Source organism: Leptospira meyeri (assembly GCF_004368965.1).
Classification (GTDB): Bacteria; Spirochaetota; Leptospiria; order Leptospirales; family Leptospiraceae; genus Leptospira_A; species Leptospira_A meyeri.
Genome location: NZ_SORO01000002.1, coordinates 144,442 through 167,861, shown reverse-complemented (window position 1 = coordinate 167,861; position 23,420 = coordinate 144,442). Strand labels below are relative to the sequence as shown.

Below are 23,420 nucleotides of genomic sequence, written 5' to 3'. Positions count from 1 at the left end.
AACTTTAACCTCTAAGTTCTTTGATGTATTCCGCTCTTACTTGGTCAACAAATACATTGTTTAATTGTGTTCCGAATAATGCAGATAAGGTTTCCACCAATACATCATCCAAATCAAATCCTGTGAGAATCCATTCTATCAGCTCAAAGGTGATATCAAGTGCAGGTGAAGGATATACTTTGGATTTACCTTTCGCAATTGTTAACAACAGTTCTGTTATTTGAGAAGGATTTTTCTGATCAATAAAGTTACGAATCTCAGTTGGGAAAGAGACCATTAACTTTTGTTTAATGGCATTAGGAGTAAAAACAATCTGATCTTCTGTAAGATCCAGTGCTTTCAACAAATGTTCTTTTAAATTTTTTTCCGAATGATGACTTTCTTGCCAAACAAGAAGAATTTTCTCTCCTACGAGAGAATCTTCGAAAGGCAAAAAAGGATAAGGTTTTTTATCCATATAATACCCAGGAGGTTTTCCACCTGGGTTCACAAACTAATTTATTTTTTAGGAGGCACAACTGCGTCTTTACAAGTCTTAGATAATGTGAATTTAACAACAGTTTTAGCAGGGATCACAATTGCTTCACCAGTTGCAGGGTTTCTACCTTTACGTTTAGGACGATTGCGTTTAACAAGTTTTCCTAAACCAGGGATCACAAATGCGCCGTTTTTCTTAGTTTCTTTATAAGCAAGTTCAACAAAGGAGTCTAGGAACGCTGCTACGTTCTTTTTGGTCATACCAGTTGTTTCAGCGAGTTCGCTGAGCATTTCGGACTTCTTCATTGGGGTAGGAGTTGTTGCCATACTTTGATTTTCCTCTAAACCATTTAACGGTTACACATTATTTACAAAACTACATGATTTGGTACAAGACTAAATTGATTTTGGATACAATTTTTCTGCAAATTTCCTAAGAAAAACGAAGTTTTTTTAAAAAAACCTTTATTTCCCTAAGGAAAATGAGAATTTCTTCCAAAACTCATGACTTCCACCAAGTATAGAAAGGTCGTAGTGGTCTTCAAACGGACCAAATACGAATTAGATTTGGAAACTTATGGCTCCATTCAGGCCTATAAGGAAGTCGCACGTCAAAATCCAGAAGTCTTTCAAAGAACTTTTGAATCGCATGAAAGGCAATTAGAATCTCGTAACTTTCTTAAAACACATGTTTTTCCCGATGCAGACTTTGTGTTTCGAGAAAACTTTGATCCGGAAGATGGATCCAAGTTCGACCTGATCGTTGCCCATGGTGGCGATAATCATTTCACGTATGTTGCACATTTGGCTGGAAATACTCATTTAATCGGATGTAACTCCGATCCTCAATCTTCCGTGGGAGCACTACTTGGTTTTACTGCTGAAGAATTAAAGACTGCTGTCAAAAATAACTTCCAACACACGCAAGTTGAGTCATGGTCTCTTTTAGATACGGAAATATTGTATCCAAATGGAACCAAACTGAAAACTGTACCGGCTATCTGTGAACTTTCCATCCGAAACAATAGTCCAGATCTCACTTCCCGGTTTTGGATTTCCTACCAAGGACAAAAAGAGGAGCAAAAATGTTCGGGTTTACTTGTCTACACGGGAGCAGGATCCACAGGTTGGATTAGCTCTTGTTTTCCAAAGAAATTCTCTCCATTTTCAAAACATGAGACTTTTTTCCATGTTTATTCCCGAGAAATCCGAGTGAAGTCTCGAGAAACAGAGTTTTCCTTGGCAGATTTTAGGGCCTTGGATCAAGTGGAAGTTATTTCTGAAATGAATGGTGGTTTGGCAGTTGATTCTCTCACGGAGAGACACTATCCATTTCTACCTTATGCAAAGGCGACAATTCGATTATCGCCAGAGAAATTATCTGTAATTGTTCCGCTAAAGAGAGGGGAATCCATGCAAGACTTGCCATACGAAATAGAACAAAAACGAATCAATGGGACTGTCATCGTCCAGATCAAAGGTCGTATGGAGTCGGGACCACTTGACCGCATCACACAAACAATCCTGGATGAAATGGTTGGGAGCGACAGGAAGCATTTGATTTTGGATTTTTCAGAACTCCGATACATCTCTAGCTTAGGTATTCGAATGATTCTAGACGTAAAAATGAACTTACAAAAAAGAAATAAGGAAATGGCCTTGGTAGGTGTCACAAGTTCCATCTTACAAGTGTTTCATTTACTTGGTCTTTCAAATGCTTTCCAATTTTATGCTGACCGGGAAGAAGCGTTAAAGTCCTTTGAGGAGCCATCTAAGTCCTAGATGTCTCCTCGAATATCCGTTTGGATCTCCAACTCGGTTTTCGTATCTTTTGCAGTTATTTCCTTATTTTATTCTCTTGTTTATCTCGAAAACTCTCAGTTACAATCAGCAACAAAAACCTTAAACGAAGAAAGAAACAGAAGTTTTGCGATTGTCCAGGAACTTTCTCGAGTCAAAAACCAATTTCCGATTGCTTATCAGTGCCATTACAGTTTTGGACTTAGTAATGGATCTTTATATGAAATCACGGAACGGATCCCCTACTCCATTTACAAAAGACTGCGGTTAGGTGATACAATCGAGGTTTATAAGAAAGAAATCAGAATTTTTGGGAAACAAACGGCTATTTCGCGAATTAAGGGGAATGAAGAATCACTCCCCCTCTTGGAAAACTTAGAAAGATACTTTCAATATGGGTTTGTCTATTTACTTGTATTAGTTGGTGTTACTTCGCTGACTAGGGTTTTGGGATTACTATCTCAAACTTATCCTTCGCAGCAAAAACCAGATGCGACTGACGAGATTGTTGTAAATAAGTCTCAGGATTAACATCAAAACTAACAAAACACATATATTTATCATGTTTTACAATGTACATGAACTCTGAATAATTCAAATGAGTGTTTTGCGTCATAAAACCACGAAGCCACTTACTTTCTCTATATACTCTTTCATATTGAATATTGGTTGCATCGATTTTTTTAATCGCTTCAGCAGATTCTTTGGAATAATCTCGGCTCATTATTTCTTTTTTTAGGGTCTTGATTAAGTTATATTCCAATTTCGCTTTATTAGGTGGCAAATTTTCTGGGCGAGTTTTATAATAGTATTCGAACAACTCTTTATCTTGTCCCTCTTTTGCATCGTGATTTTCTTGGCTCACATCAGTGGGTGTAGATTGCGGTTTCGTGTCCTGAGCTGGGATAGACACAGTTGCTACAAATAACACAAGGACAATAGGAAGGGATTTTTTTAAGAGTTCCATAGTCTTCATTATCGGAATCCTAACTCAAATTTCAAAATAAAATTTTCGGTTTTCAAAAAGAGAAACAAGGTTCAAAACAGGTTTATCATGTCGATTCCCCCACTCATTACCTTTCAGGAGGACTTTCTTTCCGGAAAACTAATTTCCAAAGAATATGTCCACTTTTCGGAAATCGACTGCCCTGAGTTGGATGTTTGGATTGGCAGAGTTGTCCGTAGCATTTCCTTAGAATTCCTACATGAAATTCTTTTTACAATCCTAAGTGAACTACTAGTAAACGGATGTAAGGCTAATGGAAAACGTGTTTTTTTCCAAGAGCAGGGTTTGAATCTCTGGGATGAAAAAGATTATGCCAGAGGCATTCCTATGTACAAGGACGAATTTGGACATAATCGAAAAAGAGTATTTTTAGCATTAGATCACTCCCAATACAAAATTACTTTAAGTACTATTTTCAAAGAAGATTATATAGAATTCAAAGTTAAAAATAACGCCAAAATTCTTCCTGAAGAAAAAAACAGAATTTTAAAAAGAGTACAAGCATCAGCAAAATACAAAAACATAAATGACGCTTATCGCGAATCCGTTGACAACGAAGAAAGTTCAGGACTTGGTATTGTCCTAATTCATATCCTTCTTAGAAACTCGGGTATTTCTAGCCAGTTCTTTCAATTGGTAACCACTGATGATTCTACGGAAGTGATTATACGAATACCGAAACAACTCATACCAAAAGAGAACCAAACCAATATAAAAAATCTTTTGGTCCGCGAGGTCAATAGCCTTCCCCCGCTACCTCCACAAATTCAAAAATTGATTTTTATCGCAAAGAAAAAAGACGTCGATTGGCATGAAATCTCAGGACAAGTAGAAAAAGACCCTGCCATCACTGCAGAAATTTTGAAAATCGCCAACTCTCCGTTATTTGGGTCCCACACACCAATTATTTCAGTTCTGGAAGGAGTCAAAAGAATTGGCCTTCGAAACCTAGAATCAATTTTTTTAACATTAGGTGCCAAAAAAGTGCTTAACTCTCGTTATGCGAAACAAGTATTAGTGTGGACACATTCCTTTAAAACCTCCATGTATGCTCGTTTCCTAATTGAAGACCGGAAAAAACATTTAAAACTATTAGAACCAGCAGTCATATCCGCTCTCTTACATGACTTAGGAAGGATGGTTTTACTTTCTTTGGACCTTAGCCAAGTGAACCAAATTCGAGTATTAAGAAGTGATGACAACAATGAAATTTCTGAATGGGTAGAAGAATACACACTGGGGACAACGCATTCAGAAATTGGTTATTTGATGTCAGAAAAGTGGAACTTCCCTGAAGAAATTTTAGATGTCATTCGTTTTCATCACAAACCATGGCAATGCAAAAGTAGGAACAATATCCTATGCCAGATCATCTACTTGGCAGATATTTTGGCAAATATTGGTCGCGGTAAAGGGAATTATTTCACGGTAGAACCAGAAGTTTTGGAGTATTTTGAGATCACTTCAGAAAAAGAATTTCGCGATATGCAAGAAAGGTTTAAAATCCAATTCGAGGAGCATAGAGAAGAATATCAAAATCTCTTGATTTAATTATGAACTGGAAAGACTTACTAAACTTAGAAGACGAACAATTATTAGACCAGAAACTTGCATCAGAATTTAACTTGGTGGGACATCCTGAATATCCAAGCATTTCAACTCTTCCTCCGGAAGAAACCTTAGAAATTTTATCCGAGTTTCTTTTGGCAGAAGGCCAAATGGTTAACATTAAGAACTTGTTGAGTTATGCTCCCATTCTTGAAATTACATTAATCAAAAAGAATTTGCCGACTATCTACGGATAATCACTCCACATCCTGAACATCGCTAATTCCAATTTGGTGTTCTTTCCCAACGTCATTGCTAAATTCAATTTTCTTAGCCACAGATTTTTCCATACTACTGATCAGTAGTTCGTTGGTGCGAGCAAGCCTATCTGCCATAATCGAAACCATTTTTGCAGCAAACTTCGGATTTTTAACAAGAAAGTTTTCAAGTTGTTGTTTACTCTCAATCACTGCAACTTCACAATTCGTGATTGTTCTTGCAGTTGCACTTCTAGGATTAGAACTAAACAATGCCATTTCACCAAAAAAATCTCCTGGTTTCATGAGTGCTAATCGAGTTTGACTATTATTGACAGTAAAAAAAATCTCAACGTTTCCTTGAAGGATGATGTACATCGCATTATTCAGTTCCCCTTCTTTGAAGATTCTCTGATTTGGCGGAATGTTGAGTTTGCTCATTGATTCGTAGCTCCTGTATCTATTTTTGGCTATTTTGCCTAAAATCTGAATTCATTTTCCTTTCCCCCTGGAAATCTGAAAAGAAAATGCCGTAAGGGAGAAAAGATTTATGGAATGGGAATTACTAGGGATCATACTAACGGGACTTGCTGCTTTGTACCTCTGGGCATTCAAAATCCCCTATTCTCTTCCGCATCCTCGCGCTACTAAGGAAGGAAGAGAAAGTCGCTTTGATCTCCTCCGTGGCTTTGCCATGGTAGGAATTGTTTTAATTCATATACATTCCTACTTTCAGTTTTTTCATCCAAATGATGCAAATGTTATCAGGACCACTTTGTTTTTTTCCAATTTCTCTCGTTTTTCGGTACCATTGTTTATTTTAACATCTGCTATTTTTTTAAGAAAAAAGAGCGGTTACTGGAATTCAAAAGCAAAGAACCTCCTCCTTCCCTATACATTGGCATCGGTTGCAGGTTATTTAGTTAAATATCAAAATTACAATCTCATTGAATTTTTACAATTTTACTTTTTGGGGAAAGTATTTGCCCCTTACTACTTTGTCCCACTTTTACTTCAATTTTATCTTCTCTTCTATGTTTTCGAAAAAACTTTGACTAACCGATCCATCTCCAAATTTATATTGTTCATTTCTTTTTTATTGAATTTGTTATCTAACTTAGGTTTCTTTGATACCGTCTTACCAAAAGAATACCATTCGATATCCATATTGAACTACCTTTTCTTTTTTGTTTTAGGAATTCAAATTGGGTTCTCATATGAAGATAAAAATAATTCAAAGAAAGAATTAACGCTTCTTTTTGGAACACTCACTTTGATGTTTCTATTTTTTTTAATTCTATTTAGTTATGTTTATTTTTTAGATTTTAAAAATCACCACTTGGCTTACCCAATCATTTTCTTTCTCTTCATTTGGGAACTAATCCCTAAATTTAGTAAAACTTTGTTCAACTGGATTAGTTACATAGGCAATCAAAGTTTATTTATCTTTTTATTACACCCTTTCGTAATTCATACAATGCATAGTATAGACCCTTATTCACTGGGAGGGCCTTTTTTGGGATATGTGATAACTTTAATTTTAAATGTCGGAATTCCGATTTTAATCGCTATTATAATCCAAAAGGGTAAGTTTTTAAGTCGATCACACCACTCTGGCGTACCTGATTAAGAGCTTTTGCATATTCAACGAGTACACTTAACACATAACTCAATCTTGACCTGATATATTCATCATCCTTACCCTCTGGAGTTTCTGAATTTAATACAGACTCAACATGACGAACGATGACATGATCAGGAAGATAAACAATGCGAGTGTTTTTATAGCTAGACATTCTAAGTTCTGCATTTGGATAACTTCCGCCCATTCCGCTTGAAACAGTAATAATTAATCCAGGTTTGTGTGAGAGATCACCACTGGATAAGTAGAGGAAGAAGTTTTTTAATGCAGGACTGGCCATACCTGCATATTCAGGTGAAAGAAAAACATAGGCATCTGCGCTTCCAAATCCTTCACTATAATCTAACCAAAACTTTTTAATATCTGATTCTTTTTCCCACATAGCTGGTTCCCAAAGAGGAAGTGGGTTCACTCCTAAATCAAAAAGTAACGTATCAATCCCTTTTGTTTCCAATGACTTAGCTAAAAATTTTCCAACTTTTAGAGATTGGGAATTCTTACGATGACTCCCCACAACTAAACAAATTTTCATCGAGCGCCACCTTGATTTTTATTCCCTTTGTGATGAGACTTTTTTTTGTTTTTCCATTTTCGATTATTATGACCATTTGGTTTTGAATCACGGTCATCTTTTTTCTTCTGAGGTTGATGGTGTTTTTTCTCAGAGAATGCTTTTTCTTTTCTTTGTTCCCTGTCTTTTGCGAATCTTAATTTTTCGTCTCCGAATAACTGGATGTAACCAAACAAAAAAATAGCGAGGATTCCATGAACACGTTCCCACTGTTTTTTATCTAGCTCCCCGAAAACGGAATGTTCAGCAAATGGGCCCGAATGTAATTTAAAGGCAGTCAGGGATGTTTTTAATCTTAGTAAGGCTGAGTCTGCATCCCCTAAATCTTTTGGTGGGAAACCTGGAATTTGATTGGCTTTGGTGTAATTACCTTTTGAAATGAGTTTAGCAAACTTGTATTTACCCAATAATTTATTGATCGTATTTCTTTTGTTCGATGAGCCTATCCTTTGAATTGATAACTCTATCGATTCTGCTAAAAAATCATAGATTTGGCTTAAGCTGATGTCAGCCTTCTGTTTTTTTTCACAAGCAACTATAATTGATAACTCTCTTTCGATATCATCTATCGTTTTAAGCTTTAAAATTGATTTCATTTTTCCTCTATTCGTTAATTCCGTATTTTTTTTTGAGTAAACTCAATTCTTTTAAAAAGTTATCTCTTACCTTACCGGTAAGTTTACCCACATTAATACTAATACGACCCGAACTTGTTCCTGCCCGGGGTGAAATGATTTCACCCCCTCTGTTCTCTTTACGTTTTAGCAGTTCTTCCAAATTCTTTACTGAAAGTGGCTTACCACTAATCATAAGTTCCATCACAGATTTTTGATCCAATCGCGCAATACTGCTAAGTTGTTTTACATACCGTCCGCTGTAACCCAACAATTCAGATACTTCTTCTGCCGTTTTCCTTTTTTCTTTACGTAAGTACTGTATTGCTTTTCCCACTTCCCAAGGGTTTAAATTTTTTCTCTTTTCATTTTCAGCAAGTGACATCTCATAACATACATCTTCATTCGCATCGGTGATGATGGCTGGAATCTCCTTCCAGCCTAGTTTAATCGCTGCTCGGTATCTACGTTCACCTGCAACAATCAGGTATTTCCCTTTTTCTTTCCTTACAAGAATTGGTTCAATTAAGCCCAATCTTTCCATCGAAGGCAACAGATCCGTTGTATCTTCTCGTCCAATCAACCTAGGTTGGGTTGGATTCGGGAAAATTTGACTTAATTCCAAATGAGAAGGATTCTTCTTTTTTTCGGAATATGCAGAGATTAAATCTAAAGCTTGGAACTCAGTTTTTTTGGACATCGATTTTGTTTTTAACCTCTATTGCAAGTTCTCTAAAATTTTTCATTGTAGCTAAATCAATTTTAGCCAAAAGAGACATCTTTGCTTGAGCTTGTGGGATTGCCTCTCTCCTTTGAACAACTGTTTCAAAGACAGGGAAGTATTTTTTCACTCCTTCTGCCAATCCAGCAAGTGCTTTCTGTCCTTCGTATTGATTTAATACTGCTCCCAGTAACTTTAACCTCTGGTTTGCCTTTCTTTGAATCTTTTGAATTGTTTCATACAAATCTCTAATCCCTTGCAGACTAAATGCCCGCGTTTGTATAGGAACAAGAATATAGTCGGCACAGATCAGAGCATTTTCCAAAATCAGACCTAAAGATGGCGGACAATCAATAATGATATATTCATAGCGAGAACGCAGCGGCAGAATTGCCTCGTTCAATAACTCAAAATCATCCCTCTCATATGGCGTTGTTAAATTCGCAAGCTCCAATGTAGACGGGAGCAAATCAAAATTCTCACCAATCGTTCTTATTGCTGGCTCAATATTCTTAGCCTTTTTCCCGCGATAACCGAGATAATCCATAACGGACGGAACATCATCTTTTAAAAAAAGTTGCGTCGCATTTGCTTGGGGATCCCAATCGACCAAGAGCACTTTATGATTTTCGGCAAGGGCTTCAGCTAAATATAAACTGATCGTAGTTTTCCCCTCCCCGCCTTTCTGATTTGATATAGCGATCACGTGACTATCGAAACCATCAGAATGGGTGGGTTCAAAATATTTTAGCAGAACCGATTCTTTAAATTCTCCCGATTTCCACCCAGGAATTTTTAGTGCAGATGCCTTGGCAGAGAACTCTTCGGTGCTCAACCCAACAAACTTTGCTGCTCCTTCTTCAGTTAATATTGAATCTGATTTACCCATAACCTGCATAAATGATGTTAGGTCTACTTAGAGTGTCAATTTAATTATGTCTCTTAGGGGTGAAATCATTTCACCCCTAAGAAAGACGACATTTTCTGAGGACACATAAAAAGAGCTACCAAGCCATCCCCTTCCAAACTTATAAATTAGGAATTTACAACTTATAGGTGAAATAGAACTTACGTTGGTGCCTAAATTTTCCAATTTACCTTTATTATTTTGCCTTACATTCACTTCTATTTCCGCAGAAGTCATCTGGGGTCCATCGCTAGAAAAATCCGGTGGGGAATATATTTTCGAAACTGGAAATAAGTATCCCAATCTATCAGGAATCCGTGGTGGCTCCAGAATCACATTCCCAAGGACATTCCCCCTATTCGGCATCCAGGGAATCTTTACCCAAGATAGATGGGAAATCAACGGTTCACTTAAAACTTCTGGATGGTACCAAAAATCAGGACAAGCCAGGGATGAAGACTTTGTCCTTGGATCTGTATCAACGGAAAATGGAACTAAAATCGCAACCCGCGAATGGAGTTACAGAGATTCTGCGACAATTTATTCTGGCAGCCGAAACTTTGCAGACGGCAAAGGAAAATCTACCGTCTACGAAAATAGAGCAGAAGTTTACGGTAGGTATTATTTCCAAAATGCGAATCCAAATTATTGGGCAAATGGATCTGGTTTTTTCCTCTCGACTGGCGCAAGATACTCATACTTCAAATATCTATTTTATGACGTGAACCAGTTTATAGACTCAAACCCAGCTTTTTATGGCCCAATCGGGAATGGACTTAGTTTTTCAAATGATCTATGGGAGTTCTTTTTCGGGGGTGGTTATCGATATTCTTCAGGAGATTTTTATTTAGATCTCAGTTTTATGCCATCTTTTGGAAGGATCAAAACCAGAGATTTCCATGTCCAACGATCCATCAATTTCTTCTCAGAAAACTACGGCCTTGGTTGGGCATCCAAAGCAGAAGTTGGATATAAAATAAATTCTACCTGGCTGAGTTACCTCCGAATCAATCACCGTAGATTTTTTTCCGAAGGCCGATTTACTTCACAAGGAGGTCTAACGATGGAGGATATCGCATCCAATTTGGTTAGCGGATTTAAGTCGCACATCAATATCAAAGATTTTAGTATAGAGATTGGGGCCTTAAATAAGATTGATTGGCCTCAAACAAAAGATAAAATAGACTCCAAAATCGAATAATAAATTTAATCTAACAAAGAATGGAAGACTTCATAATAGAGCGAAAACCTAGCAAAGGCAGAAATATTTCGTTAATCGTTTATCAAAATGGCAAAGTTGTTTTAAAACACCCTGTAAGAGTCCCCAAACAACAGTTGGATGAATTCCTTTCGGAAAAAAGGGGATGGATACTATCAAAACTAAAGCAACTGCCCAAAGATATCCCCCAAAAACTGAAATTTGCGAATAAAGAGATAACTCATATTTTCGGAAATTTGACAACGATCCAAATTATACCAAAGGGAAAATTTAACTTTTCAGGTGAAACAATTCAAATACCGAAAACAAACAGCGAAAAGTCACAAATTCAAAAAGGAAAACTGATTTTTCGTGATTTGCTACTAAAAAAAATTGAACCTATGGTTCAATCCACCTCGTATGCCCTTAATACGAAAGTGTCAAAAATCTCAATCAAACCCATGAGATCACTTTGGGGAAGTTGCAATTCAAAAAATCAAATTTCGTTGAACCTAAGTTTGATACATTGCCCAGATCAAATCATTGAATATATAGTCTTACATGAAATTGCACATACTATCGAACACAATCATTCCTCAAAATTCTGGAAGATTGTTGAATCACAGAACCCAAATTACAAGATTGCAGAGAAGTGGTTAAAAGAAATAGGGAGAAAATATATCTATTATCTCAATTAAATGGAACAGAAAATCAAAGTCCTCTTTATTTGTTTAGGAAATATTTGTCGTTCTCCTGCAGCGGAAGGTGCATTTAATAATTTAATAAAAACAAAACACCTAAACGATCTTTTTGAAATAGATTCTTGCGGAACTTCCGGATACCATGATGGTGAATTAGCCGATCCACGCACACGAAAAGTAGCCGAGAAAAGAGGGATCCATTTAACCCATAGATCCAGAAAATTGACCCGGACAGACCTAACACATTTCGATTATTTACTGGTTATGGATGAGAACAATTTCCAAGATGTAATCAGTCTAACAAATGATGTTAAAATCCAAGAGAAAATATTTCTCTTTGGTCAATTCAGAAGTGATAAAGGAAAACCTATCGTTCCTGACCCGTATTATAAAAACGAAACCGCTTTTGAAATGGTACAGGATCTTGTAGAGGACTGTTCCGTAGGATTTTTAAATTTTTTAGGAATAGAAAAATGTCTCAAATAAAGAAAAAAATTCTTATCATTGGAGCAGGATTTGGTGGATTGCAAGTGATCAAATCTCTTGCGAACAATCGCTCCTTTGAAATCACGGTTGTTGATAAAAAAAATCATCATCTCTTTCAACCACTTTTATACCAAGTGGCAACGGCAGTTTTGTCTCCCGCCGATATCGCCATTCCTTCTAGATCCATTACAACTAAATTTAAGAATGTAAAAATACTACTAGGGGATGTAACTGAAGTCGATTTCAAAAATAGAACAGTCAAATTCCAGAACAATTCGGAAACTTATGATTACTTAGTATTAGCAACGGGAGCAAGGACCAGTTATTTCGGGAACAACAACTGGAAAGAAAAAACCTTAGGTCTAAAAAATCTCAAAGATGCTTTAGCAATTCGAAGAAGGATTCTACTCTCTTTCGAACAAGCAGAGCTAATCGGGAACTATGAAAAAGCAAAAAGTTTTATGCACTATGTAATTATCGGAGGTGGACCCACTGGAGTTGAACTAGCTGGCTCAATTGCCGAATTATCTCATAATATCATCCGTAAAGACTTTAGAAATATTGATTCTGGGATGACAAAAGTAACTTTAATTGAAGCTGGGCCTAGACTTCTTACTGCATTCAATGAAAAATCTAGCCAGTTTACTAAAGAGAAGTTAGAAAGTAGGGGAGTTGAAGTTCTAACGAATTCCCCGGTTTTGGAAATTACAGATACAGGAGTTGTTCTCAAAGACAGAACCATCGAATCAAAAACAGTCATTTGGGCAGCAGGTGTAGAAGGTTCAGAACTAGCAAAAAATCTGCCAATTAACAAAGATAAAGCGAATAGAATTATCGTAGACGAATACTGTAGAACATTCGAGTTTCCTGAAGTTTTCGTAATTGGAGACGCCGCAAACTATAGCTCCGGGCTCTCAAGGCCATTGCCAGGTGTTTCGCCAGTTGCCATGCAACAAGGGAGATACGTTGCAAAAGTCATCGACTCAGTTGAAAAAAAGAAATCAATTACTCCATTCCATTATTTTGACAAAGGGAACATGGCAACCATAGGAAGAACCGATGCAGTTGCAGAATTTGGTAAAATTCGCTTAAAAGGAATTCTTGGCTGGCTTGGTTGGCTTTTTGTCCATCTTGTTTATCAAGTTGGATTCAAAAATAAAGTAAGTACTTTACTCAGTTGGGTCTGGAGTTATTTGACATTTCGAGCAGGTTCGAGATTAATCCAAGAAGAAATGGATGAACTCTCAATTCGATCGTAGGTTAAATTTATTTTTTTCTGCTTTAGAAATACATTTTTTATAGGAGAGTTCTGTATTCCCAATCCAAACTAAACTGTTTTGCTCGGTATTCCCGCCTGTTGTATGTCTTTCTAAAATAGGCAGCATAAATACATAACTTCTTTTCCGTGTTTTTTTCACACTCAGCTTGAAATTGTTCTTCTCGAGAAAGTTGAGCACAGGAAAAAAATGAAAATAATAAAACAAATGTAATTCTGCGCATTTATTTTGAATCACCTAACAAAACTTTCAATTTTTCTAACTCGTCAAACTCTTCTTTAGATAAAGATTTTTGATTGGACTCAAGAAATAGAACATCATCCTCAGCTTTGTTTAATTGTGCTATTTTATATTCAGGTTTGTGGGTTACTTTTAAAACAATTTCCCCTTTATAACCAGTCTCTCCGTTCGCCTCTAAAATGGTAGACTTCAATCGTTTTAAATATAAAGGAACCAAGTCGCGAGAAGATGCAGTACTTGCATATTCAGAAATACCAAAAGTCAAAAATGTAATTTTTTTTCGATGGATCTCGGTGGAATCTGCCTGTTTTTCACAGTCCACTAAACTTAGGCAAATGGACTTTTGTTTGGTTTCTGCAAAGATCGACACCCAAAAAAATAAAATAAAGAGGATGAAAAGTAAACGGCTCATGATTAAATTCAATTAAAAAGTGAAAAAGAATCAAGCGCAAATCTGAAAGATAAATGTTTACAATCGAATGGAATCAAAAAGCCTTAGGTATATGTTGCCGATTTCAATTCGCACAAAATTTCATACCATTGAGGGAGTTGAGTGGGGAAACCCACAAGGGGTACCAATTCTTGCGTTCCATGGTTGGTTAGACAATGCAAATAGTTTTGCACCACTTGCAAAGTTTTTCCCCGACTATCGGTTTATCTCTTTAGATTTTCCAGGTCATGGCAAATCCAGTCACAAACCTGAAAACACAATATATTATTTTGCAGAATACACTCTAGAAGTTGTCTCTATTGCACAAACATTAGGATTAGAAAATTTTATTCTTATGGCACATTCGATGGGAGCCGCCGTTTCTACGTTAGTCGCCGGCACAAATCTTTTACAAATCAGCAAATTGGTATTAATCGAATCACTTGGACCATTGACAAATCTTTCTGAATCTGCGCCGGATATTCTCACAGAAGCAATTAAACAAATTCTCCATCCGAGAGGAAAAAAAGAAACTTATTTCCCTGACATGGAATCAGCAGTAGGAGTAAGATTAAAAGCAGGGGATATGAAAAAAGAATCAGCTGAAATTCTTATGGAAAGAGGAATCGAAAAAACACCAAAAGGTTTTAAACCAAGAAGAGATTTAAGACTCCATTATAATTCCTTTTTTCGTTATACCGAAGAACAAATTGAATCGTTCTGCAAAAGAATTGAATGCCCAACCTTACTCATACTAGGTGATCAATCCGGATTTCCAATCGCAGAAAAATACAAAAATAGAAAAAATGCTGTCAAAAATTTAAAAGAAGTAATTTTACCTGGTGGGCACCATTTACATATGGACTCTCCCGAAGAAGTTTCTTCCGCTATCATCGATTTTTTAAAATAAAAACCAAGGACAATGAATGAACCAACCGATAGAAAATCCTTCCAAACATGGTTATGAAATCCATCATGACACTTGTTTCGGATGCGGGAAAGAAAACCCACTAGGACTCGTCGCAGATTTCACGTTTCACGATGAAACAGGAGAAGTAAATTTTACTTATAGTTTTAAAAGAATGTATAATGGCGCCCCAGGCTTTGTTCATGGCGGGATCTTATCAACCGTTCTGGATGAGGCAATGGGAGGTCTCTGTTTTCATTTAGGTTACATCGTTATGACCGACACTATGAGTTTCAAATTTCATAAGGCAACACCAGTAGAAAAAGAATTGCTGGTTCGTGCGTGGCCGATTAAAAAAGCGAAACGCAAAGTTCTTCTGGAATGTGAGCTCACTTCACTTGACGGAGAAACGTTATATGTAAAAGGGGAGGGTGCCTTTCACATTCTCCCTCCACGTTTTTTTTCTGATAAGTTGACCGGAGGAAAAATTGCGATTGCGAATGAATTACTGTCGGTAAATAAATTGAAACGCGCACATCTCTTTGACAGGATAGAAACATGAAATTTAAACTTCTCTACTTAACCATCGCAGCACTCCTCATCCAATGTTCTGGTGCCTCCGTAAAAGACGGATCAGGCGACCAAGAATTTGAATTAAAACTAACAAAGGGTAAGTGGATACGAACAGAACGTTTCAAAAACTCTGGTGGAATTCGTGCCATCGGAGAAGTCAAAGCAGAATGCGGGGGAACAAAGTGTACGGACGACCAAGTCGCAAAGTTTGCTCCTGCTAAAATCAAATCCCTCCCAAAACATGGGCCCTGGGAAGAATACATTCAATTCGAACAGCCTGGCTCTACAGCAGAAAACCCAAAATACAAATCAACTCTTGATCAAGTAGGAGAATATATAGACGGCAAAAAAACAGGAATCTGGAAAAAGCCAGATCCAGATAGCCCGCAAAGATTTTTGGCTGAAACACCATGGGTAGATGGAAAAAAAGAAGGTATTGCAAAAACTTTCGACAAACAAGGAAATGTGACCTCCGAGACAACCTATATAGATGATAAAAAAAATGGATCCTACTATAGAAAAAACAATAAAGGCGAATGGGTCGAAAAGGGAACTTTCAAAGATAACGAAGAAGATGGTGAGTGGACTTACTATTTCGTAGGTTCCGATGGAAACGGAATCAAAACGAAGGTTTCTTTTATCAACGGCTTAAAAAATGGTTTAGAAATCAATTACTACAAAGATGGTGCTGTAGAATCACAAGGTTCTTATTCTGCAGATATCAGAAGTGGTTTATGGAAAATGTTTGGAACAAAAGGGAATATTCTTGCAGAAGGAAACTATTCTAAAAAAGAAAATTCAGAAAACCTAGATATCAAATATGAAAGAACTGGAATCTGGAAAGAATACTACGCAGACGGAAAAATATTTGGAACAGGCCCAAGAAAACATACTAGAACAGGTGAATGGAAGTTCTATTATAAAAATGGTCAAATCGGTTACCAAGGGACTATGGCAAACGAAAGTATGTTAGAGTCCGCTAAAGTATATGATAATACTGGCAAAATTCTCGGAGAAGGAAAATTATTCTTTTCCCTCGTTAAAATTGATGAAGAAACGCAAGATTTAAAATTAAACTATAAACCAAGCATTCCCTATACTTACTTTTATCCATCTGGGAAAAAACGTATGGTCATTCGTTCTACCGATGATGCAACAGAGTATTCAGAAGATGGAAAAGAATTGGGGAAGGGCCCTGTGGAACCTCAAGGTAGAAAAATGGGATGTTGGACCATTGGAGGCAAAACAGAATATTATATGATCGATAAACCAATGCCAAAAATGACTCCATCGCAATGCAAATAAACAAAGAACAAATTACAGAAATATCTGACCAGGTAAAATTACTTAGGTCGGAACTATCCGAATCTATCTCAGGGATGGACAATGTCATCCAATCCCTTTTTGTTGGACTTGTAGCAAATGGCCATGTACTTCTAGAGGGAATGCCAGGGCTTGCAAAAACACTTGTTGCCAAAAATTTAGCATCAATCATTGATGCTAAATTTTCTAGAGTCCAATTCACTCCGGATTTACTTCCAGCAGATCTTACTGGAACAAATATCTTTAACCCAAAAACTTCATCATTCGAAATTCGGAAAGGCCCTATATTCACCAACGTACTGTTAGCTGACGAAATCAATAGAGCACCTGCAAAAGTTCAATCCGCATTACTCCAATGTATGGAAGAAAGACAAGTATCGATTGCAGATGAAACTTTCGATCTTGAGCCCCCATTCTTTGTGATCGCTACACAAAACCCAATTGATCAGGAAGGAACTTATCCACTTCCAGAAGCACAATTAGATCGTTTTTTGTTCAAAGTAATCGTTACATATCCCTCTTTGGAAGACGAAGTAGCAATCTTAAACCAACATGGAAACTTGGATTTTTCTAAGAAAAAAGCAAAAAAAGTTATGAAACCAAAAGAAATCCAAAAGATTTCAGAAATTTCAAATCGAGTATACGTTGAACCAAAATTACAAACATATATTGTCAATTTAACACGTAATACACGACCACAAACGACAATCGATAGTGAATTAAAAAATTTTATCCAACATGGAGTCAGTCCCAGAGCAAGCCTTGCTATGTTAAAAGTAAGTCGTATCAACGCTCTTTTAGAAGGTAGGGATTTTGTGATTCCAGAGGATATCCAACGTTTTTTCTCAGAAATTGTAAAACATAGACTTCACTTAACCATTGATGCGATTAGCGAGGATATCAGCACAGATTCTATTATCAAACGAATCCTATCTGTCACGGAAGTTCCTTAGATGTTATCGCACGAACTGAAACGTCTCCTCCAAGTTTTGCAATGGGAAACGAAAAAAAAATTTTCTTCAACCCGGCAAGGTTTTCTACCAATGACAGAAAAGGGCCGTGGATTAGATTTCAAAGAAGTGCGTAACTACCATTTCGGAGATGACATTCGATATATTGACTGGAATGTCACCTCAAGAACCGGTGAATTGTATACAAAAGAATACTATGAAGAAAGAGACGCACCCATTATCATCTTCTATGATATGAGCGACTCTATGAGTGAATCAAAAAAAGACACTGCCTTTCAAATTGCTTTGTTTTTGTCTTTATTCCATATCAAACTGGGAAATCGAATTTTGCTCGTTACGTTTTCCAATCGCTCACATTCCCCAGGTAAGTGGTTAAGAACAGAAGCAGACGTATTTAAAACCTTTACAAATATCACAAAACAAAAAGAAGGTGGTATAACAAATTATCATTCTGCTTATCAATTTGCATTTAGACTCTATCCCAAATTTGCTATTTGTTACTGGATATCTGATTTTATCGAATTTGCAGACTACTTGACCTCAAATAGAAATACAAAAGTATGGGAGCCATTTGGAATCTGGATTCAGGATGAATTCGATACATTAGAGTTTCCACTTTGGTTCAAGTGGTTCCGCCAAATTTCACAAGAAAAACCAAGTCTCAGGAATAACAAAACAACATATGCAAATGATTTAAAAGCAGCAAAAAGTTTTTTCGGCGCAAATTTAGTTCAAATCAATCCGAATGCTAAACTCTCAAATCAGATTATACCGCTCTTCAAAATCAAACGAAATGGCTAAATACATTCTTCTGATTCTCATTTCCACTTTTCCTTTATTTTCCAATCCAAAGGAAACAATCTTAGAAGATGACATCTATGTAGGAGACACAGTACATTATCAGATTGAACTTACCCAAGGAATTGAAAGTGACTTACAAATGGAAGAAGGTGAGTTCTACGAAGATGCCACTCTACCTTCCTTTAAAATTTTTAACATCAAGAAAGATCACTTAAAACTTTCTGCATTAATCCTATTTTATAAACCAGGAGAATTTGTTCTTCCTTTGTCTTGGGAAGAAAATGGAGAACGAAAAAACTCAACCAAAAGAATAAAAGTCAAATCACAATTACTTGGCTCCGAAACTGACATTGAAGACAGTGATCCCCCGATTAGCTTTTCAGGCCCATACTTTTTCCGGTTATTCCTTGTATTACTCATCACTTCAATCAACATATATTTGCTATATGCACTATATTTATATTGGAAGTCAAAACCAAAAGTTGTGGATGCATTATGGGAAAAACAACCAGTTTTAGAAGAAACAACTAAACGACTTCATTTCTTAGAAACCTATCTAGAATCCGATGCAATTTATGAAAAGGAACTTGCCTTTAAGATAAGCGAATATACAAAAGAGGTGTATTCCAAAAGGTTAGAAAAAAACCTATTAGGAAAAACTGATTCCGAATTTTTAGCGGAACTTTTCGACAGAACACATATCGATGATTCTATCCTTAGGAACTTAAGAATTTATTTCAGGAATGCTAAATACGACAACAATCAAACCAAACTAGAGAAAACGGTGGCAGTATCCATTTGGGTAAAAATCAAAAAGGATATGGAATTGTAATGTTTGAACAATTTCAAAGACCGTATCTTTTATTTTTGATCATCCCTTTAATTTTAGTTGCGCTCTATCAATGGAAAACCGAAAAAATTGGAGCAGTTTTACTCATCCAATCGGACAGATTTCAAAAACAAAAATCATTTTTCTCTACGAAGTTCAGATTCATTCTTTTAAGTCTGTCCGAGGTTCTATTTTATATTGCTGGCATATTTTTGGTGATTGCCGCAGCAGGTCCGGGAGAAAGATACAAACTAACACCCGATAGCACAAACGGGATCGATATTATGATTGCCTTGGATATCTCAGGCTCTATGGTAAATTCCTATGATTTTTTACCAAAAAACAGGCTCACAGTTTCAAAAGAACTACTCCGTGAATTCATTCAAAAAAGATTGTATGATCGAATTGGAATTGTCGTATTTGCAGGAGCTGCCTACTTACAATCCCCATTATCAAGCGATCGATTTGCACTAGATGAATTGATCATCGAAACTTCAGACGAAGATATCAACGAACAAGGAACAGCCATTGGTGATGCTCTCGTTCTTTCCACATACCGGTTAAAAGACTCAAAAGCAAAATCAAAAATTATCATCCTACTCACTGACGGTGTTTCGAATACCGGAAAATTAGATCCAGAAACTGCATCCTATGCGGCTAAAACCTTTGGGATAAAAGTTTATTCTATTGGAATCGGGAAAGAACAAGGTCAATACGAAGTTAACTACGAATCCCTAGAATCAATATCAACAGGAACCAAAGGAAGGTTTTTCCGTGCAGAATCACCTGAAATTTTACAGGAAGTACTAAATGAAATCAATGGACTAGAAACAGTAGAACTTCCATCTAAACCAATGGAAATTCACGAAACCCACTTCCCTTCGGCATTATCCATTTTCTTTATTCTATTGGGAGTTGCGGGACTGCTAATATTATACCCACTAACAGAGAAGCTATGATTGACATCCAAACAATAACAAAGGTTGCAATTATATCTATTGTCACCTGGACACTACTACTTTCCGGAAAATTTTATATAAACATAAAAGCAAACTCATTCAAAGAAAAATATCCCAATATAAAAAAAAGAATTTTTACAGCGGACACAAAACTCTACTTTCTAAGAATTTTCTGCTTCCTTACATCCCTCACTCTTGCTTTTTTTTCATTGTATAAGGTAAAATCAATGGAAGTCGAATCTACAAAAGAATTCGATTCTGCTGATATTTTATTTGTTGTGGATGTAAGCTTATCAATGAATGCTATTGATGTAAGACCAAACCGACTAAAAAGGTTCCAAGACTTAGCATTGCGCATTCTACCCGACCTAAAAGGCAATAGAATTGGTATTATCGTTTTTGCCGGCCAATCTTTCTCTTTTTGCCCACTCACAACAGATATTGCCGCAGTCGCAGACTATATACAAGCATTAGGTGTAGAAATGGTAGGAGCTAAAGGTACAAATCTCTCGATCGCATTAGAGCGGGTTAACCAAATCAGAAAAAAAAATAATAATATCTCCTCTCAAATCACCATCATCGTATCCGATGGCGAAGACCACGAAAACCAAAATATACCGCCAATCAACGGCGAGGTGATTGTATGGGGAATCGGGACCGAAGAGGGAGGGAACATAGAATACCGCGATCCCGGGACTGGCAGAGGTGGGTATGTCACCACTGATGCAGGAATTTCCGAATCCCTTTCTACACCAAATTTAGTAATTTCTCAAATGAATGTTGCTAAATTAAAATCAATAGCAGACCAAAATCATGGAACTTACTACGACGTTTCTTTCCAAGCAGAAGGTGCATATGCCCTCCTAGAGACACTCCAAACTGCAAAAAAAAGAAAAATTCAAACCATCGAAAGATTCAAAAATGAAGATGGAGCCCATCCATATTTAATTGCTGCTTTTTTCTTTCTATTTTTTGAGCGCCTCCTAAACTTATTTTTACAAAATACTCCCAAGGGGATTTATACAATAGTATTCTTTCTTTGCATCTTATTTTGGCAAAAGGATTTATACGCATGGGAATTAGATCCAGGTGGCAATTCAATCGAGAGAGGAGTAAAATCCTATCATAACAAAAATTATAACGAAAGCCAAATGGAATTCCAAAAAGCAAAGGAATACATTCACGAAGATCCAAGACTTTTATACAATCAATCTGCTACCGCTTATCAAATGGGGCAATACAAAGAAGCAATTGAAATTGCTGAAAAAATCTTAACTCATCCCAAATCAGATGACGGCCTCAAAGCAAAAACTTATTTTAACCTTGGTAATATTTATTCAAGATTAGGTGACAAAAAGAATGCTTTAAAAGCATATACAAAAACACTTGAGATGGACCAGGATCATTTGGGAGCCAAAAAAAACATAGAGCACCTAACGAACGATAAAGAATTAGAACGCAAACAAAAAAATGAAGAAAATAACCAACAATCGCAACCAAAACAGGAAAAACGAAACAGAAAAGAAGACAAAACAGATGCAGAAAAAATATTGGACCCATTCTCACAAGATTCCATTTTGAAGAACAAAAGAGGGGGATCATTCGATAATGAAAAGTTTTGGTAATAAAAGACACACACTTCTTTTCCTTTTCCTCTTCCCTCTGGCAGCAATTGATTCTTCTGAAGTAGATTTTCTTTTATCACCTAACGAATTTTCTTTAGGAGAACATGCCAAATTAGAAGTAAGAGCCCACGGGGATAAAATTTTTCGAGCTGTCCAAACAAACATAAAACAAAATGGAGTTCGAATTCATTTTTCCGGCAGTGGAACGGAAACTCAAATCATCAACTTTAAAGTTTCAAAATCTCAAATACTCAATTTCTATGTAGATACAGAATCAGAAGGAACATTCCATCTCCCAGAGGTATCGGTAGAATATGATAACAAAATTTTCAAATCACCTCCCATTCAATTCAAAGTTAGCAAAAAAAGCAGGCATTCTCAAAATCAATTTTTTAATCCTTTCCCATTTGAAGATTTCGAGACACCGTCAGAGGGATCCCCCGAAGTTGCATTCCATACCAATAAAACTGTATTTTATAAAGGAGAACCTATTGTTGGATACTTTGTTCTTTACTACAATGGATATAGACAGCCCTTTCTAGAGAGAGACCCCAACCAATCCATTTCGTTTCCTTATTTTCTTTCAGAAACATTAAGACAGGTATCCGTACAAATTGAACCAGAAGTTAGAAGAAACAATAGCCTAAAGAAAACTCTAGTATATGATAAAGAAATTTACGGACTAACCCCAATTAAATCAGGCAGGTTCCAAATCGGAAAAACAAAATTTATCTCCGGGGATAGTTTACGCTTCAACTCATTACAAGAGACAGTAGACACAACCCCAGCGACTGTGACGGTGCTAAACCTGCCTACAAACCAACCTAAAACATTCACTGGTGCCATCGGAAACTTCCAACTCAAACTAACCAATTTTCCGAAAGAAATCCGTAAGGCCGAAACCGTTTATTTCGAGATCACAATAGAAGGGGAGGGGGGACATGAGGGAATCAAACCATGGCAAGAATCGAAAATGAAATACCAATTAGTCTCACAAACTAGAAATAAAACGTTTCGAAAGCTGGAATCAGGGGAATACGGATTCTACTCTATCGTTCGGTTTCTTTATGGATACCAAGTGAGAGAAGGAGAAAATCTCCAACTGGAGCCCTACCAATTCAGTTACTTTTCCTTAAAGGATTCACAATACAAAACACTCACACTACAATTTCCTACCCTACCTATCCTTTCGGAAAAGGAAAAGGAACCGCAACAGAAATCGAATCAATCGACAAACTCAAAAGCACCTTCTATTTTCCCTGTAGTTTTTCTTGCTGTTTTAGGCACTCTTTCATACCTAGGATATAGAAAGTATCGATTGAATCTCCAGGCAAACGAGTTTGTAGATATGGTTCAAAACTTTGGAAAAAAAAGAAATATATTCCTTGTAGATTATTTAGAAAAAAGAGGGATCACACCAGAAAACATTCAACTTCTTTCAAATTTAATAGAGAGAGTGGATAAAGAAACCCCCCAAAAAACCTTCTTATCTTTATCCAAATTCGACAAAACAAAAGTCTTAAAACTAACAAAACAATTAAAAACAAAGGAGTAACA

28 protein-coding genes are annotated in these 23,420 nt (G+C 36.6%); 18 read left to right on the top strand and 10 right to left on the bottom strand.

Annotation, left to right across the window (positions count from 1 at the left end; genetic code table 11):
- Positions 1-4: 4 nt before the first annotated feature.
- On the bottom strand, positions 5-457 hold the full coding sequence (locus CLV96_RS14925; RefSeq protein WP_035983540.1) for a hypothetical protein: 453 nt from the start codon (positions 455-457) through the stop codon (positions 5-7).
- Positions 458-498: 41 nt separating this feature from the next.
- On the bottom strand, positions 499-804 hold the full coding sequence (locus CLV96_RS14920) for an HU family DNA-binding protein (RefSeq protein ID WP_004788037.1): 306 nt from the start codon (positions 802-804) through the stop codon (positions 499-501).
- Between the two features lie 177 nt (positions 805-981).
- Between CLV96_RS14920 and CLV96_RS14915 the strand changes: the two genes are divergently transcribed.
- Positions 982-2,259: an STAS domain-containing protein gene (locus tag CLV96_RS14915; RefSeq protein WP_134152029.1), complete on the top strand. Its 1,278-nt coding sequence runs from the start codon at positions 982-984 to the stop codon at positions 2,257-2,259.
- Positions 2,260-2,808 carry a hypothetical protein gene (locus CLV96_RS14910; protein WP_004788091.1) on the top strand — a complete coding sequence of 183 codons (549 nt, stop codon included), beginning with the start codon at positions 2,260-2,262 and terminating at the stop codon, positions 2,806-2,808. It begins immediately after the preceding gene.
- Here CLV96_RS14910 and CLV96_RS14905 read toward each other — a convergent pair.
- Complete coding sequence (locus CLV96_RS14905; RefSeq protein WP_035983509.1) at positions 2,717-3,244, bottom strand: hypothetical protein; 528 nt, start codon at positions 3,242-3,244, stop codon at positions 2,717-2,719. The genes CLV96_RS14910 and CLV96_RS14905 overlap by 92 nt on opposite strands.
- A gap of 87 nt (positions 3,245-3,331) precedes the next feature.
- Here CLV96_RS14905 and CLV96_RS14900 point away from each other — a divergent pair, with 87 nt between their 5' ends.
- Together CLV96_RS14900 and CLV96_RS14895 are read left to right on the top strand one after the other, a co-directional pair.
- Entirely contained in the window at positions 3,332-4,834 is a 1,503-nt protein-coding gene (locus tag CLV96_RS14900) for an HDOD domain-containing protein (protein ID WP_004788145.1), read from the top strand.
- A gap of 2 nt (positions 4,835-4,836) precedes the next feature.
- A complete protein-coding gene (locus tag CLV96_RS14895; RefSeq protein WP_004788175.1) occupies positions 4,837-5,088 on the top strand; it encodes a hypothetical protein in 252 nt (83 codons plus the stop codon).
- Here the strand turns inward: CLV96_RS14895 and CLV96_RS14890 are convergent, their stop codons facing one another.
- On the bottom strand, positions 5,089-5,529 hold the full coding sequence (locus CLV96_RS14890) for a Crp/Fnr family transcriptional regulator (protein ID WP_004787909.1): 441 nt from the start codon (positions 5,527-5,529) through the stop codon (positions 5,089-5,091). It lies immediately after the preceding gene.
- Positions 5,530-5,638: 109 nt separating this feature from the next.
- On the opposite strand from CLV96_RS14890, the gene CLV96_RS14885 reads away from it, so the two are divergent.
- Positions 5,639-6,718 (top strand): acyltransferase family protein, encoded by a 1,080-nt coding sequence (locus tag CLV96_RS14885; protein WP_004788108.1) that lies wholly within the window; start codon positions 5,639-5,641, stop codon positions 6,716-6,718.
- Here the strand turns inward: CLV96_RS14885 and CLV96_RS14880 are convergent.
- From CLV96_RS14880 to CLV96_RS14865, 4 genes are read right to left on the bottom strand one after another with little or no spacing between them, the layout of a single operon-like run.
- On the bottom strand, positions 6,660-7,262 hold the full coding sequence (locus CLV96_RS14880; RefSeq protein WP_040917485.1) for an NADPH-dependent FMN reductase: 603 nt from the start codon (positions 7,260-7,262) through the stop codon (positions 6,660-6,662). The two genes, CLV96_RS14885 and CLV96_RS14880, sit on opposite strands and share 59 nt — an antisense overlap.
- Positions 7,259-7,897 carry a DUF1569 domain-containing protein gene (locus CLV96_RS14875; RefSeq protein WP_004788161.1) on the bottom strand — a complete coding sequence of 213 codons (639 nt, stop codon included), beginning with the start codon at positions 7,895-7,897 and terminating at the stop codon, positions 7,259-7,261. Before CLV96_RS14875 ends, CLV96_RS14880 begins: the two co-directional genes overlap by 4 nt.
- Positions 7,898-7,904: 7 nt before the next feature.
- Entirely contained in the window at positions 7,905-8,615 is a 711-nt protein-coding gene (locus CLV96_RS14870; RefSeq protein ID WP_004788192.1) for a ParB/RepB/Spo0J family partition protein, read from the bottom strand.
- Positions 8,599-9,525: a ParA family protein gene (locus CLV96_RS14865; RefSeq protein ID WP_004788215.1), complete on the bottom strand. Its 927-nt coding sequence runs from the start codon at positions 9,523-9,525 to the stop codon at positions 8,599-8,601. Before CLV96_RS14865 ends, CLV96_RS14870 begins: the two co-directional genes overlap by 17 nt.
- 187 nt (positions 9,526-9,712) lie before the next feature.
- Between CLV96_RS14865 and CLV96_RS14860 the strand changes: the two genes are divergently transcribed.
- The 4 genes from CLV96_RS14860 to CLV96_RS14845 are packed head-to-tail and all read left to right on the top strand — an operon-like array spanning position 9,713 to position 13,187.
- Positions 9,713-10,744 carry a putative porin gene (locus CLV96_RS14860; protein WP_004788143.1) on the top strand — a complete coding sequence of 344 codons (1,032 nt, stop codon included), beginning with the start codon at positions 9,713-9,715 and terminating at the stop codon, positions 10,742-10,744.
- A gap of 20 nt (positions 10,745-10,764) precedes the next feature.
- The gene (locus tag CLV96_RS14855; RefSeq protein WP_004788001.1) at positions 10,765-11,439 is read left to right on the top strand and encodes a M48 family metallopeptidase; all 675 of its coding nucleotides are present in this window, start codon (positions 10,765-10,767) and stop codon (positions 11,437-11,439) included.
- A complete protein-coding gene (locus CLV96_RS14850; protein ID WP_004788276.1) occupies positions 11,440-11,928 on the top strand; it encodes a low molecular weight protein-tyrosine-phosphatase in 489 nt (162 codons plus the stop codon).
- On the top strand, positions 11,916-13,187 hold the full coding sequence (locus CLV96_RS14845; protein ID WP_004788123.1) for an NAD(P)/FAD-dependent oxidoreductase: 1,272 nt from the start codon (positions 11,916-11,918) through the stop codon (positions 13,185-13,187). Before CLV96_RS14850 ends, CLV96_RS14845 begins: the two co-directional genes overlap by 13 nt.
- A 37-nt stretch (positions 13,188-13,224) precedes the next feature.
- On the opposite strand, the gene CLV96_RS19840 is transcribed toward CLV96_RS14845, so the two are convergent.
- Together CLV96_RS19840 and CLV96_RS14840 are read right to left on the bottom strand one after the other, a co-directional pair.
- Positions 13,225-13,428 (bottom strand): hypothetical protein, encoded by a 204-nt coding sequence (locus CLV96_RS19840; RefSeq protein ID WP_166669664.1) that lies wholly within the window; start codon positions 13,426-13,428, stop codon positions 13,225-13,227.
- The gene (locus tag CLV96_RS14840) at positions 13,429-13,857 is read right to left on the bottom strand and encodes a hypothetical protein (RefSeq protein ID WP_004788027.1); all 429 of its coding nucleotides are present in this window, start codon (positions 13,855-13,857) and stop codon (positions 13,429-13,431) included. It lies immediately after the preceding gene.
- A gap of 67 nt (positions 13,858-13,924) precedes the next feature.
- Between CLV96_RS14840 and CLV96_RS14835 the strand changes: the two genes are divergently transcribed.
- The 9 genes from CLV96_RS14835 to CLV96_RS14795 are packed head-to-tail and all read left to right on the top strand — an operon-like array spanning position 13,925 to position 23,418.
- Positions 13,925-14,785: an alpha/beta fold hydrolase gene (locus CLV96_RS14835; RefSeq protein ID WP_004787977.1), complete on the top strand. Its 861-nt coding sequence runs from the start codon at positions 13,925-13,927 to the stop codon at positions 14,783-14,785.
- A 16-nt stretch (positions 14,786-14,801) separates the two neighbouring features.
- A complete protein-coding gene (locus CLV96_RS14830) occupies positions 14,802-15,344 on the top strand; it encodes a PaaI family thioesterase (protein ID WP_004788077.1) in 543 nt (180 codons plus the stop codon).
- Complete coding sequence (locus CLV96_RS14825; RefSeq protein ID WP_004788284.1) at positions 15,341-16,660, top strand: LIC20035 family adhesin; 1,320 nt, start codon at positions 15,341-15,343, stop codon at positions 16,658-16,660. Before CLV96_RS14830 ends, CLV96_RS14825 begins: the two co-directional genes overlap by 4 nt.
- Positions 16,651-17,631, top strand: coding sequence for an AAA family ATPase (locus CLV96_RS14820; protein ID WP_020777279.1), 981 nt, complete (start codon positions 16,651-16,653; stop codon positions 17,629-17,631). Before CLV96_RS14825 ends, CLV96_RS14820 begins: the two co-directional genes overlap by 10 nt.
- Entirely contained in the window at positions 17,632-18,450 is an 819-nt protein-coding gene (locus tag CLV96_RS14815) for a DUF58 domain-containing protein (RefSeq protein WP_004788044.1), read from the top strand. It begins immediately after the preceding gene.
- Positions 18,443-19,282, top strand: a complete 840-nt coding sequence (locus CLV96_RS14810) for an LB_053 family protein (protein WP_004787998.1) — start codon at positions 18,443-18,445, stop codon at positions 19,280-19,282. The genes CLV96_RS14815 and CLV96_RS14810 overlap by 8 nt, the downstream gene beginning before the upstream one ends.
- Positions 19,282-20,238 (top strand): VWA domain-containing protein BatA, encoded by a 957-nt coding sequence (gene batA / locus CLV96_RS14805; protein ID WP_004788083.1) that lies wholly within the window; start codon positions 19,282-19,284, stop codon positions 20,236-20,238. Before CLV96_RS14810 ends, batA begins: the two co-directional genes overlap by 1 nt.
- Complete coding sequence (gene batB / locus CLV96_RS14800) at positions 20,235-21,863, top strand: VWA domain-containing protein BatB (RefSeq protein ID WP_004787910.1); 1,629 nt, start codon at positions 20,235-20,237, stop codon at positions 21,861-21,863. The genes batA and batB overlap by 4 nt, the downstream gene beginning before the upstream one ends.
- Positions 21,847-23,418 carry a BatD family protein gene (locus CLV96_RS14795; protein ID WP_004788198.1) on the top strand — a complete coding sequence of 524 codons (1,572 nt, stop codon included), beginning with the start codon at positions 21,847-21,849 and terminating at the stop codon, positions 23,416-23,418. The genes batB and CLV96_RS14795 overlap by 17 nt, the downstream gene beginning before the upstream one ends.
- Positions 23,419-23,420: the final 2 nt, after the last annotated feature.